Origin of the sequence: Bradyrhizobium sp. WSM3983 (assembly GCF_000473045.1) — a bacterium.
Classification (GTDB): Bacteria; Pseudomonadota; Alphaproteobacteria; order Rhizobiales; family Xanthobacteraceae; genus Bradyrhizobium.
The window spans coordinates 223834-237135 of record NZ_AXAY01000001.1; the positions used below are offsets into that span (position 1 = coordinate 223834).

Annotated in this window: 10 protein-coding genes; 2 read left to right on the forward strand and 8 right to left on the reverse strand. The window is 64.2% G+C overall.

What is annotated here, in order from left to right:
- Positions 1–76 precede the first annotated feature (76 nt).
- The 3 genes from YUA_RS0101030 to YUA_RS0101040 all read right to left on the reverse strand — a co-directional run bounded on the left by YUA_RS0101030 (position 77) and on the right by YUA_RS0101040 (position 3712).
- Positions 77–1744 (reverse strand): hypothetical protein, encoded by a 1668-nt coding sequence (locus tag YUA_RS0101030; protein WP_027528964.1) that lies wholly within the window; start codon positions 1742–1744, stop codon positions 77–79.
- Positions 1745–1754: 10 nt separating this feature from the next.
- The gene (locus YUA_RS0101035) at positions 1755–2453 is read right to left on the reverse strand and encodes a cysteine hydrolase family protein (protein ID WP_027528965.1); all 699 of its coding nucleotides are present in this window, start codon (positions 2451–2453) and stop codon (positions 1755–1757) included.
- Between the two features lie 275 nt (positions 2454–2728).
- Positions 2729–3712 carry a hypothetical protein gene (locus YUA_RS0101040; RefSeq protein WP_027528966.1) on the reverse strand — a complete coding sequence of 328 codons (984 nt, stop codon included), beginning with the start codon at positions 3710–3712 and terminating at the stop codon, positions 2729–2731.
- Positions 3713–3874: 162 nt separating this feature from the next.
- Between YUA_RS0101040 and YUA_RS0101045 the strand changes: the two genes are divergently transcribed.
- The gene (locus tag YUA_RS0101045) at positions 3875–7351 is read left to right on the forward strand and encodes an indolepyruvate ferredoxin oxidoreductase family protein (protein WP_027528967.1); all 3477 of its coding nucleotides are present in this window, start codon (positions 3875–3877) and stop codon (positions 7349–7351) included.
- Positions 7352–7562: 211 nt separating this feature from the next.
- Here YUA_RS0101045 and YUA_RS0101055 read toward each other — a convergent pair whose 3' ends face one another.
- The 3 genes from YUA_RS0101055 to YUA_RS0101065 all read right to left on the reverse strand — a co-directional run bounded on the left by YUA_RS0101055 (position 7563) and on the right by YUA_RS0101065 (position 10729).
- Positions 7563–8582 (reverse strand): S1C family serine protease, encoded by a 1020-nt coding sequence (locus YUA_RS0101055; RefSeq protein ID WP_027528968.1) that lies wholly within the window; start codon positions 8580–8582, stop codon positions 7563–7565.
- A gap of 91 nt (positions 8583–8673) precedes the next feature.
- Entirely contained in the window at positions 8674–9123 is a 450-nt protein-coding gene (locus tag YUA_RS0101060) for a hypothetical protein (protein ID WP_027528969.1), read from the reverse strand.
- Positions 9124–9130: 7 nt separating this feature from the next.
- Entirely contained in the window at positions 9131–10729 is a 1599-nt protein-coding gene (locus tag YUA_RS0101065; RefSeq protein WP_027528970.1) for a GMC family oxidoreductase, read from the reverse strand.
- A gap of 202 nt (positions 10730–10931) precedes the next feature.
- Here YUA_RS0101065 and YUA_RS0101070 point away from each other — a divergent pair, with 202 nt between their 5' ends.
- Positions 10932–11720 carry a thermonuclease family protein gene (locus YUA_RS0101070; protein WP_027528971.1) on the forward strand — a complete coding sequence of 263 codons (789 nt, stop codon included), beginning with the start codon at positions 10932–10934 and terminating at the stop codon, positions 11718–11720.
- Positions 11721–11975: 255 nt separating this feature from the next.
- Here the strand turns inward: YUA_RS0101070 and YUA_RS0101075 are convergent, their stop codons facing one another.
- On the reverse strand, positions 11976–12587 hold the full coding sequence (locus YUA_RS0101075) for a DedA family protein (RefSeq protein ID WP_035970288.1): 612 nt from the start codon (positions 12585–12587) through the stop codon (positions 11976–11978).
- Positions 12584–13174, reverse strand: coding sequence for a class I SAM-dependent methyltransferase (locus YUA_RS43305; RefSeq protein WP_035970360.1), 591 nt, complete (start codon positions 13172–13174; stop codon positions 12584–12586). Before YUA_RS43305 ends, YUA_RS0101075 begins: the two co-directional genes overlap by 4 nt.
- Between the last annotated feature and the right edge of the window lie 128 nt (positions 13175–13302).

Below are 13302 nucleotides of genomic sequence, written 5' to 3' on the forward strand. Positions count from 1 at the left end.
GCAGGAACCGCGAAATCTATCGACGAAGCGGCCGGGTCGCTTGCTTCACCGGCCGCAATCGCCAAATCTCGACTGTCTATTCCGCCGGTGCCGCATGCATTTCCGGATGCGCGGCATAGTGCTCGGTGGTGCCGAGCTTGCTGGCCGCGAGCAATCCGCCTGCCATCACGGCATAGGCGAACGCCACGGCAGGCGTGACACCAAAGCCGCCGCCGATGCCGACAGCTTCGCCGTGCATGAAGCCGAAATAGGTCAGCACTGCACCGACGAGTGCGAAGGCTGACGCCTTTTCGAAGTCACGCTCGATGATGAAGACGCCGAGCGCGCCCAGGATCAGACCGCCGAGGATGGAGCCGCTGCCCATCACTTCCAGTCCGTGATAGAATACGCCCTGCTGCGGCAGCGCGGCAATCGCGGCAGTCTTCACTGCGTCGGCCTTGTCTGCGGCCATGCCGCCGACGGTCGCCGCCGCATTCATGGTTGAGCCCAGCATGGTGTCGATCTGGAGCTTGGCCCAGGCCGCAAGATGCGGGGTCAGCGCCAGCACGATCGCGGGAGCGTGCTTGACCGGCGTGGTCTGGAACGCCTGTGCGCCGATGAGCATGCCGATATAGAGCAAGATCGGCGAGATCGCGACCACCGGCACCAGCGCGAGCAGCACCGAGATGATGCCGAACCACGCCAGCACCACCACCATGATTCCGGTCGCAGCCGAATAGCCGATGCGGCCGCCCATCGCCTTCCAGCCGGGATGGCCGATATAGACTGCGTTGATGAAGGGATTGCCCATCAGGCAGCCGATCAGGCTGACGACGCCGTCAGCGGTCAGCACGCGCGTGGTCGGATATTCGTCGCCGGCGGCTTCCGCGCTTTCGACATTGTCCATGGCCTCGACGAGGTCATAGATGCCGAAAGGAATAGCGGTCACCAGGATGACGCCGAGGTATTCGAAGCCCGAGAAAACGTACCCAACCGCCGGGATCGGCACCGAGAAGCCGAAATTGGCAAACGCTGCGCCAACGCCCGCGATGCTCAATCCGCCAAGACCGAGGCCGAACAGGTTCGAGCCCCAGGCGATGATCATGCCAGCCCCAATGGCGACGAGGCCCGCAGGAATGCCGCGCCAGTATTTTACACCGCCGAACCAACTCACCAGGATGATGGCGAAGCAGACGAGACCGATCTGCGGCGTCATGTACATCTCCAGCGCAGGCCGCATCGAGATGAAGGTTACGGAGACGCCGGCAAGCGTGCCGAGCAGCGCTGCCCGCGGCGTGATCCTGCGGATGAACGGCGCGATGAAGCCGCCGATCATGAGGATAAAACTCTGGAAGAACACCCAGACCAGGCCCGCCGACCAGCCCTTGAGCGGATCGCCGGTCTTCAGCGTGATCGGCAGCATGATCACGAAGGTCACGATGAACATGTGCGGCACGCTGACGCCGGATGGCAGCGCGCAAACGTCGCTACGGCCGGTCTTCTGCGCAAGACGATAGGCGAGGTACGCGTAGTAGAAGGTGGAGAGGCACATCATGAGCCCGAGCGCGGGCAGGATGCGGCCGAACACGAGACTGTCCGGCATCTTCAGCACGAAGCGCAAGAGACCCGTGAGCACCAGCATGTTGACGAGGATGTTGGTGCCGAAGCCGAAAAACGCGTTCCAGTCGCCCGATGTCCATAGCGCCGGCTTGAACTCGGACCTGTTCGTCTCAGATTTGCCGGCCGTCCCCGTCAATGTGCTCATGGTCATACCCCTATGTGGTCGAAGTCTTCATCGCCTCCAAGACTGCGGCTGAGTCCGCGACCCAGCCGAAGATGCCGCCCTGGGCCTTGATCATCTTCAGGCCCATCTCGTGAAACTCGGGGAAGTAGGATGCGCAGCCGTCCGAGATGACCACGCAGCGATAGCCGCGGTCATTGGCCTCGCGCACGGTGGTGTTGACACACACTTCGGTGGTAACGCCGCACACCAGGAGATTCTCGATGCCGTATTTCTCCAGCACGTCGGTGAGCTCGGTGGCGTAGAACGCGCCCTTGCCGGGCTTGTCGATCACGACCTCGCTGTCGAGTGGATAGAGCTCGGGGATGATGTCGTGGCCGGCTTCGCCGCGGATGAGAATGCGGCCCATCGGGCCGGGATCGCCGATGCGCAAGGACGGCGCGCCGCGCTCGACTTTCGCCGGCGGCGCATCGGAGAGATCGGGCAGATGCCCTTCACGGGTGTGGACGACAAGCATGCCGGTATTGCGCGCAGCCTTCAGCACGGCGCCGATCGGCTTCACCGCACGCGCGAGCTGGCTGACATCATTGCCGAGGGTCTCACCGAATCCGCCGGGCTCCATGAAGTCGCGCTGCATGTCGATGATCACGAGCGCGGTGCTCGACCAATCGAGCTTGATCGGCTCGGGCTCGGCGCTGATGACACCCAGTGTCGGCTTGGTTGAGTTCAACATAACGCCCCCGCGAGAACTCTCTTTGCCAGGAGTTCTGCAAGCGCCGTGCCATTGTGTACAATTGAGGTGGGGCGCGCCGCGTAGAGAAATTCGCTGCTCTATCAGAACGTTATCGGAAGAGACCGCGTCTGCTTATTCGCTGTGCGATGGCTTTGCGACGTGCGTTTGCTTAAAGGATGAGCGGCCTCCGTCGTCATTCCGGGGGCGCGACGAAGTCGCGAACCCGGAATCCATCGAGCCGCAGTGCATGAGGTGAAATGGATTCCGGGCTCGCGCTATGCGCGCCCCGGAATGACGAGAGTGGTGTTACCCCCCGCCCCATACAGCCGCCGATGCTCCTCCTCATACGGCGCATAGGAATCCTTCAGCGTCGCCATGTTGAGCAGCATCGTGGCAACCATCGTGCCCGCCTTGTCGAACACGCGCGTCTTGATCCAGGCGCTTTCGGTGCGGCGGCTGCCGGACAGCGCGACGACCTCGCGCTCGACTTCGTATTCCTCGTCGACGAACAGCGGTCCCTTCACCAGCCGGATTTCCTGATCGGCGAACAGGCCGACGGCCGGCCCTTTGGTCGGCAACGGATCGTCTTTGGAGCGGTACTGAAACAGCACGCTCAGCATCTCCATCGGGATGATGGCTCTGTTCCACGGATTGTCCGCGCCGGAATAGTAGGGCGAGGTCTCGGTGATGACTGCGAGCTTCTGCCGGAGTGAGAACGGGTAGAGATCGCCCATGTTCTGGTCGAACGCCATCCGCACCGTCTGCCGCTTGCCCGTCTGCGCCACCTTCACGTCGCGCAGGATCACGGGATCGCTCAGCGGCTTGAGTTCGCCGAGGCGCGCCTCCAGCGCGGTCGCGACTTGCGCATCGCCGACCGAGGCCGTGCCGCGCAGCACCTCGGTGCCGTCGCGCTTCACCATCTGGATCTGGCACTGGCTCGTTCCGGGCAAAGGCTTCTGCAGGATCGCCTGCACCTCCTCACCTTCGAAGCAGGCGTTGCGATAATGCGCAGAGAGGCAGCCGCTCTCGAACCAGGCCTGTCCCCACAGTCGTGCGCCGAGCGGGGCGAACTGGCTGAAATGCGTGGGACCCTCGATGGTGCCGCCCTTGAAGCCGAGCTTCTGCGCGGTGGCATCGTCGTGGATGGACGCATGCGCGTCGTAAACCTGCGCGTGCAGCATCTGGCGCGGTTGGCGCCACGGCCCGATCAGGGCTTCGGTTGTCTCAGTGATCTCGGTGTCGAATGCGTTTGCGGCCATGATGTTCTCCACAAGCAGCCATGACTAGCAGGAGCGCCACGGATGCGGCTAGCCGTATTGACTTCGCAGGCCCATGCTCTTGACTGTCACAATTCGCGTCGCGCAGCCGCAAATCCTTCCCGCAGCGCAAACCCCGCCGATTAAGAGACGAGGACTCCTAAAATGACGCTGATGCAGGTCGAGCTGGACGACAAATACCGGCTCGAATCGAAGCGGATCTTCCTGTCAGGCACCCAGGCCCTGGTTCGCTTGCCCATGTTGCAGCGCGAACGCGACCGACTCCAGGGGCTCAACACCGGCGGCTTCATTTCCGGCTATCGCGGTTCCCCGCTCGGCATGTACGACCACGCGCTGTGGCGCGCGAAGTCACACCTCCAGCAGCACGACATCGCCTTCGTCCCCGGCCTGAACGAGGATCTGGCGGCGACCGCCGTCTGGGGCAGCCAGCAGGTCGGCCTGTTTCCCGGCGCCAAGGTCGATGGGGTGTTCGGCATCTGGTACGGCAAGGGTCCCGGCGTCGACCGCTCCGTCGACGCGCTCAAGCATGCCAATGCGGCCGGCACTTCGCTCAATGGCGGCGTGCTCGCGCTCGCCGGTGACGACCATGGCTGCCAGTCCTCGACGCTGGCGCATCAGAGCGAGCAGGTGTTCGCGGCGGCTCTGATTCCCGTGATCAATCCGGCAACGCTGCAGGATTATCTCGATCTCGGCCTCTATGGCTTCGCGCTGTCACGCTTCTCCGGCTGCTGGGTCGGCTTCAAGGCGATCAGCGAGACCGTCGAGAGCTCGGCCTCGATCGACAGTGATCCCGCTCGCATCCAGATCAGGCTGCCCGACGATTTCGAGATGCCGCCCGGCGGCCTCAACATCCGCTGGCCCGATCCTCCGCTGGAGGCTGAGCGTCGCCTGTTCGGCCCGAAGATGGCCGCGGTGCAGGCTTTTGCCCGCGCCAACCAGCTCGACCGCATCGTGCTCGATTCAAGGCCGGCGCGGCTCGGCATTGTCGCGACCGGCAAGGCCTATCTCGATCTGCGCCAGGCGCTCGCCGACTTAGGGATCACCGACAAGGACGCGCAGGATCTGGGCTTGCGCATCTACAAGGTCGCACTGACCTGGCCGCTGGAGGAAAGCGGCGCGAAGCGATTTGCGGAAGGTCTTCAGGACGTGCTCGTGGTCGAGGAGAAGCGCGGCTTCATCGAAGACCAGCTGATGCGCATTCTCTACAATATCGATGCGTCAAGGCGCCCGATCGTCACGGGCAAGCGCGACGAAAGCGGCGTGCCGCTGCTGCCGAGCGAAGGTGAGCTGACGCCGACCATCGTCGCGGGCGCGCTGGTGGCGCGATTGCGCAAGCTCGGGCATCACAGCCCGGTGCTGGAGCAGCGCCTCGCGCGGCTCGAGGCCTTCGACAATCCCATCTCCGCCAGCACGCAGATCAAGCTCGCGCGCACGCCGTTCTTCTGCTCGGGCTGTCCGCATAATTCCTCGACCCGCGTGCCCGAAGGCAGCCGCGCCATGGCCGGCATCGGGTGCCACGGCATGGCCCTGAGCATGCCGACGCGCCGCACCGATCTGATTTCACATATGGGCGCCGAGGGTGTGAACTGGATCGGCCAGTCGCCCTTCACCACCGAGAAGCACATTTTTCAGAATCTCGGCGACGGCACCTATACGCATTCCGGGCTCCTCGCCCTTCGTGCAGCGTCTGCCGCCGGCATCAACATCACCTACAAGATCCTCTACAACGACGCCGTCGCGATGACCGGCGGTCAGCCGGCCGAGGGCGCCTTTAACGTCGCGCAGATCGCGCACCAGGTCTGGGCCGAGGGCGTGAAGCGGCTTGCGGTCGTCTCGGACGATCCGGGCAAATATCCTGAGGGCAACTACTTCCCGCAGGGCGCGACCATTCATCATCGCCGCGAGCTCGATGCCGTGCAGCGCGAGCTGCGTGACATCGAGGGCCTCACGGTCGTGATCTACGACCAGACCTGCGCCGCCGAGAAGCGCCGCCGCCGCAAGCGCGGGCTCTATCCCGATCCCGCCAAGCGCGCCTTCATCAACGAACTGGTCTGCGAAGGCTGCGGCGATTGCTCGCAGGCCTCCAACTGCGTCTCGGTGCAGCCGCTGGAAACCGAGTTCGGCCGCAAGCGCCAGATCGACCAGTCCAACTGCAACAAGGACTTTTCCTGCGTCGAGGGCTTTTGCCCGAGTTTTGTCACCGTGCATGGCGGTTCGCTCAAGCGCATGAAAACCTCGGCGGTCGATTCCGGGCAGTTGTTCGCTGACCTGCCGCTGCCGCCCGCGCGTGAGCTGGAAGGCCCCTACAACATTCTCGTCACCGGCATCGGCGGCACCGGCGTCATTACCATCGGTGCCCTGCTCGGCATGGCCGCCCATGTCGACGGCCGCGGCTGCTCGGCACTGGATTTCACCGGCCTATCGCAGAAGAACGGCGCGGTGATGAGCCATGTCCGTATCGCGCCCAAGCCGGAAGACATTTCCGCGGTCCGCATCACCACCGGCGGCGCCGACGTCATCCTCGGCTGCGATATGATCGTCTCGGCCGGCCCGACCGCGCTCAGCCGCGCCGAGCGCGGCGTGACCAAGGCCTATATCAACGCCGATTTGCAGCCGACCGCCAGCTTCGTGCAAAACCCCGATATCGATTTCGAGATGGGCACGATGCAGACCGTGCTGCGCGATGCCGTCGGCGACAAGAACCTCGATATCATCGACGCCACCGGCATTGCCGCCGCCCTGATGGGCGACAGTATCGCGACCAACCCCTTCATGCTCGGCTTCGCCTTCCAGAAGGGTGCGATCCCGCTGTCGCTGGAGGCCCTGCTCCGCGCCATCGAGATCAACGGCGCCGCGATCGAGATGAACAAGCTCGCCTTCACCTGGGGGCGGCTGGCGGCCCACGACATGTCGCGGGTGCGCAGCGTGCTCCAGTTCAAGAGCCGCGCATCCGCGCCGACGAAGTCGCTCGACGACGTCATCGCGACCCGCGCGGAATTTCTGACGGGCTATCAGGACAAGGCCTACTCGGATCGCTATCGCTCGGCGGTTACCAAGGTGCGCAAGGCGGAAACGGCCGCCTCGCCCGCGTCCACGGAGCTGACTGAGGCCGTGGCGAAAAACCTGTTCAAGTTGATGTCCTACAAGGATGAGTACGAGGTCGCGCGTCTCTACACCGACGGTAGCTTTGCCAGGAAAGTCTCGGAGAAGTTCGACGGCGACTTCACGCTGAAGTACCACTTGGCGCCACCGATCTTCGCGAAGCGCGACAAGACGACGGGACATCTTCAGAAGAAGGAGTTCGGCAGTTGGATGATCCACGCGTTCCGCGTGCTGGCCAAGCTGAAATTCCTGCGCGGCGGCGCGCTTGACCCGTTCGGCCGCACCGACGAGCGCCGGACGGAGCGGAAGCTGGTTGAGGATTATCTCGCGATGATCGACCAGCGGACGGCCGCGCTGAAAGCGGAGCAGATTCCGCTGCTGGCGAGGATCGCCCGCGTGCCAGAAACGATCCGTGGCTTCGGCCACGTCAAGGAAGCCAACATCAAGCTGGCGGCGGCGGAGAAGGCGCGGTTGGAAGCGGAGCTGGAGAACAGCCGCTTTGCAGCGGCTGCGGAGTAAGCAGTTCGTCATTGCGAGGAGCGAAGCGACGAAGCAAATCCAGACTGCCATCGCAGACGGATTTCTGGATTGCTTCGCTGCGCTCGCAATGACGGAGGTTGTGGATCCTGCGCCGATGACAATGACGTCGTAGGTCTCGTGCGCCGGCATCATGCGGCAAGGGTCCCGAGGCAAGGCATGACACCGTCATACTCCGCCCGCGGGCTCGCAGCTAGCGCTGCGGCTTGCGCTCGATCGGATCGATATCGACCGCCCGCAGGCGGCCGAGCCGCAGCACGTCCATGGCCAGCCGCCGGCCGATCCGATCGCGGTCGAGCACGCGGATCAGATCGTCGACACCGTTGATGTCGACGCCATCGAGCTTGATCACGACGTCGCCGGGCAACAGCCCCGCCTTCGCCGCTGGTCCATCAGGCTCGATCTGCGCGAGCAGCGCGCCCATCTTGTTCTCGACCCCGGCCAGCACCGCGTGCCGCCGCGGGATGGGCGCAGTCTGTCCGGCAACGCCGATAAAGGCGCGGCGGACGTAGCCGTGGCGGATGATCTCCGACAGCACGAACTGCGCGGTGTTGCTGGCGACCGCGAAGCAGATGCCTTGCGCACCATTGATGATGGCGGTGTTGATGCCGATCACCTCCGCATTCGACGACACCAGCGGCCCGCCGGAATTGCCGGGATTGAGCGCGGCATCGGTCTGGATCACGTCCTCGATGGTGCGCCCGCTAACGGAGCGGATCGAACGCCCGAGCGCCGAGACCACGCCGGCCGTCACGGTCGATTCAAAGCCGAGCGGATTGCCGATCGCGATCACGAGCTGGCCGCGGCGCAGCGTCTTGGAGTTACCGAGCGCGGCATAAGGCAGGTCGCGCACGCCATTGGCGCGCAGCAGTGCCAGATCAGTGTCGGGATCGACGCCGAGCACGCGGGCATCGCCGACATGGCCCTCGACGTCCCGCAGCCGGATCTCCTTGGAGGCGCCGACCACGTGGCTGTTGGTCAACACGAGCCCGTCCGGCGAAATCACGATGCCGGAGCCGAGCCCGCCGCGCTCGCGACCATTCGGCACTTTTGGTCCGGTCTCGACGCGGACAACGGCAGGGCCGACGCGGTCGGTCACGTCGATCACGGCATTGGAATAGGCGTCCAGCAATGCCCGGTCATCGACCGGAACAGGCGCTATCGTTCGCGATGACGATGCGTCATCGACGATATCCGAGGTGAAATCCAACATGGCAAGAGTCCTTGAGGCTCACACAGATGGTGGCCTGTTCCCTCTCGTGCAAGTGGCCCGCCCGGGGAGCAAGGCTGGACTGCCTAGGTGGCTAGGGTGCCCGCCGCAGCGTGCCTGCCCTCGCCTTGACCGGGTCGAGCAACGACCAATCACCGTCCGGGAGTACATAGCCTTTGGGGAACGGCGCGCGCAGCTCGAGCCCGAGCGAGCGCAGCACGCGGTCGTCGCGGTAGTAGCATTGCAGGACCACGCGAACGAGCGTTGCCGCGGCCGCACCGCCGTCCTTACGAAACTCCTGCGCCACAGCATCGCGCCTCGCGGCATCGAGCTCTGCGAGCGGCTGGCCTGCCAGCCGCGCCAGATGGTCCAGCGCCGCCGTCACCAATTTGGTGTCGCGGCCGAGCGTCGCAAGGATATCGGCCTGGATCGCGGCATCGTCGGCGCCGGGCACGTTGTACTCATCGCTGGCGGGCACGATCATGCCGGCAACGGCGCGGAGGTCGTCGCGTTGGGTGCGCGTGAGTTGATTGTCTGCGGACATGGCGGCCTCAGTCGAACAAGTTGGCGAGGCGCTGCTTCATCTGGTCGGCGATGTAGAGCGCGAGGGCCTGGATGGTGGAGGTCGGATTCACGCCGCCCGAAGTGACGAAGATGCTGCCATCGACGATGAAAAGATTCTTCACGTCGTGCGTGCGCCCCCATTCGTTGACGACGGATTTCTTGGGATCGGTACCGATGCGCGCGGTGCCGAGCAGATGCCAGCCGCCCCACGGAATCGGCGAGTTGACGCAGATGTCGGTTGCCCCCGCTGCCTCGAGAATCTCCCGGCCGCGGGCGAGCGCATGGTCCATCATCTTCTGGCTGTTCTCGCTGATCGTGTAATTGATCTTCGGCGCGGGAATGCCGTGGCTGTCCTTCAGCACCGGATCGAGCGTGACCTGGTTGTGCTCCTCCGGCAGGTCTTCGCAGATCGCGGAGAAACCGAGCCGATGGCCGTTGAGCTTGCGGAAGACGCGGTGATGATCCGCGCCCCACGGCAGAATGCCCTTCTGCTCGCTGACGACGGCCTCGAACACCGGCCCTGCCCCGCGCACGAACTGGACGCCGTAGCCGCGCACGAAGCCGCGCGACAGGTCCGTGTCATACCACTCCTTGCTCCACAGGCAGGTCGGCGGCGCGCGGTTGCTGTCGGTCGGCTCCTTCACGTAGCCGTAAATCTGCGCATAAGGGTGGAACATCAAATTCTTGCCGACGAGGCCGGACGAATTGGCGAGGCCGTTCGGGTAGTGGTCAGATTTCGAGTTGAGCAGCAGCCGCGGCGTGCCGACGCCGTTGCAGGCGACGATCACGACATGCGCCGGCTGGACCTGTTCGATGCCGTCCTGGTCGTAATAGACCACGCCCGTGGCCATGCCGTTCTCGTCGGTCGTGATCTCGCGCACCCGGCAATGCGTGCGCAGCTCGACCCCGGCGCGGACCGCATGCGGCCAATAGGTGATGTCGGTCGAGGATTTCGCACCTTGCGCGCAGGCCGGCGTGCAATGGCCGAGATTGATGCAACGCGCGCGGCCCTCATAATCCATGGTCGCGACCGTCGTATCCGACGGCCACCAGTGCCAGCCGAGCTTGTTCATGGTCTTGCCGATGATCGCGCCGGACAGACCGAGCGGCTGTTGCGGCATCGGCGGATGGGTCAGCGGCGAGAGCGGATCGCCCGACAGACCGGACGTGCCCATCATCCGGTCGTTCTCTTCGAAGAACGGCGTCAGCGCGTCGTAATCGATCGGCCAGTCGTCGGCGACGCCGTCGAGCGTCCTGACCTTGAAATCGGAGGGATGCAGCCGCGGCCAATGCGCGGTGTACATCACCGTCGAGCCGCCGACCGCGTTGTAGTTGACGACCTTGATCGGCGAATCGTCATCGTTGATCGGATAATCCTCGGGCCGGCCGCGGACATTGGGGCTCGACGACCACTCGCCGTAGAACTTGGCCTCCCAGTCGCGGCCCGTGCTGGGATATTCCGCCGGGTTCATCCAGCCGCCCTGCTCCAGGCAGAGAATGTGCATCTTGGTCTCGGCCAGCGACCACGCCACCGCGGCGCCCGAAGCGCCGGCGCCGATGATGAGGACGTCCACGGGGTCTTTCATCGAAACGTCTTCCTCCCGCCCTCGCCGCTTCAAGGGCGATTCGGCCTTGCTGCCTTGATCTACAACTCGGAACGATAGGGGCAGACCGGCCGGCGAGTAAAGGCTGGCGCGCGAATGTCGCACTTCGCGCAGCGCAGACCATTGGTCTCGCGACGCCCGGATGCTAGGAACGAGGGGCAAGAGCAATCGATAGCGAGAAGTTATGTCCCTCGAGAATTTATTTGCCGCCGCCCGCGCCTTCGCGCTTGTCTCATTTCTCGCTCTGTCAGGATTTCTGGGGACCTCCAGCCCCGCCACCGCGCTGACCGCGGCTGCGACGGTCCGGGACGCCAATTCGATCCAACTCGGCGACGTCACCTACCGGCTCGACGGCGTCGACGCGCCCGAGCTCGACCAGGTCTGCATCGACGACCACGCCGATCCCTGGACCTGCGGCATCGAGGCCCGCGATCAGCTCACCAAGCTGATCGGCGGAAAGCCCGTGCGCTGCGACGATGTCGGTCCCGAGAAGAACTTTGGCAAGCGCCATCGCGCGATCTGTACGGTCGAGGGCGGCAAGGTCTCGTTGAACGAGCAGCTGCTGAAGCTGGGCTTTGCCATCGCGCGCGAGCCCATCAAGGCCAACGTCAAGGCGGCGGCTGCCGAGGCCAAGACGGCGTCAGCCGGCATATGGAAGGGCTGCTTTGTTGCACCGCAAGAATTCCGCACCGGCAAGAAGGACGGCGCCCTGCTCGGCGCCGCCTGCCGCGCCGACCGCGACAAGGAAATTCGCGCGGTGCTGTTTCCGGAGGAGCTGACGGCGCCGCCGAGCTGCGCCATCAAGGGCAAGCTCGCGGTACGCGCGCGCGTCACCGGCAATATCGGTATCTATCATCTGCGGGGCTGCCCGAGCTACGCCGCGACCACCAAGCCGGACCGCTGGTTCTGCTCGGAGGACGACGCGCAGGCCTCGGGCTTCCGCAAGGCCTACAACTGCCGCCGGCCAAAGTGAACAAATAGTTCACGCAGCCGTGAGTGGTATCCTGAGACGGTATTGACCCGGAATTGAACTCCTATCGCGAGTTGCTGCACCAATATGTGTACGCAAGCGCTTCGCGCGAGCGTTTCCTTGGCGGCGATCCGGCTTCCGTCCGATTGCTTGGCTCGGGCGTTTCCTCCCTAGACTTGGGCCGCTTGTCACCAACAAGCGGCCTTTCTTTTTGGCACAATGCATCGGAATCGATTCCAGCCATTCGGCTGTCGTAACTCAAGCCCGACCGCGGATGAAGCGGAATGCGAGAGCGAACATGACCTCGACAACAACAATGCCGATGATGGCAGTGGAGGCCGCAGTCGACGGATCGACATGACTTTCTCGCAAACCGTAGCCCAGCACGAGAAATGGCGCATTCCAGGCAAGAGCCCCGACGAAGGTCGCCGTCGTAAAGCACGTCAGTGGAATGGCCACGACCCCGGCGGGAAAAGCCATATAGACGCGGACCAGGGGAATGACCTGGGAGCTCACGGTGATCCAGAACTGGTTGCGGTGGTATGAGCCCGTCAACTGGCGATATTTTTCAACCCGAAGGCTCAGATAGCGTCCCGCGCGTTGCACCAATGCCTCACCGCGCTGAGGGCCGAACCACCGCCCCGCGGCGTACCAGATCAGCGAGCCGAGCGTCGACCCGGCCGTAGTTGCCGCGAGGGCCCAGGGCAAAGCGGCAAAATCCGGGACGACGAACATGCCGAGCACGATCAGCACTCCATAGGACGGCACGATCGGAACAAGCTTTTCCGCGGCCGCGCACAACATCAAGCCAAGCAACCCCCAACCGGCCAGATCGGAGACGAAGGCCGGCAAATCAGACAGGCCGGTCATCTTCCGCCCTCGCGCGATGTCAGTCGTTTGCGCCGGACAATCTTGTAGACCTGGGCGGGCGGAAAATTCCGCAGCACCCGGCCATGAAGACTCGCCTTGAGGCCGAGACGGTCGAGCAGGCGGCGCGACACCGGGCAGCGAACGCCATAGGTGAACTGGTAAAGTGCGCCGCCGTTGCGCAGAAGAGAAAACACGCCGATCAGGATGGCCGTGACCTTTCTGGCCGACATGTTCAGCAAGGGCAGTCCGCTGATAGCGCTGCCCAGAGGCGCGCTGCCAAGGAGGCGACAGACGCCGAGCCGCGCCGCATCCATCCGGAGCACGCGAGCTTCGGGGAAGCGCAGTCGGAGAACGCGGGCAAAATCGGAGCCGGATTCGACGAGAGTCAAATCCGTCTGACGGACACCGCGCGCGAGAAGGGCCTCGGTAAAGACCCCTGTGCCGGGACCGAGTTCAAGGACAGGTCCATCCGACGGATCGACCTCCCTCGTGATGAGATCTGCGAGCACCGGCCCCGAGGGAGCGATGGCACCGACCATCAACGGATTGGACGCGAGCGCCCTGAAGAAGAGGAAAGTATTGGACATGGAACTCCATCCGCGCGCGCCGATCGATTCGGCAGCCTCAGCCAATGAGCGTTAAGGTGAGCGGATTGTGAGAACATTGCGCCTCAGCGCCACTTCGCCAGCCGGCGTCTCCAGCGTGCGGATCCGAA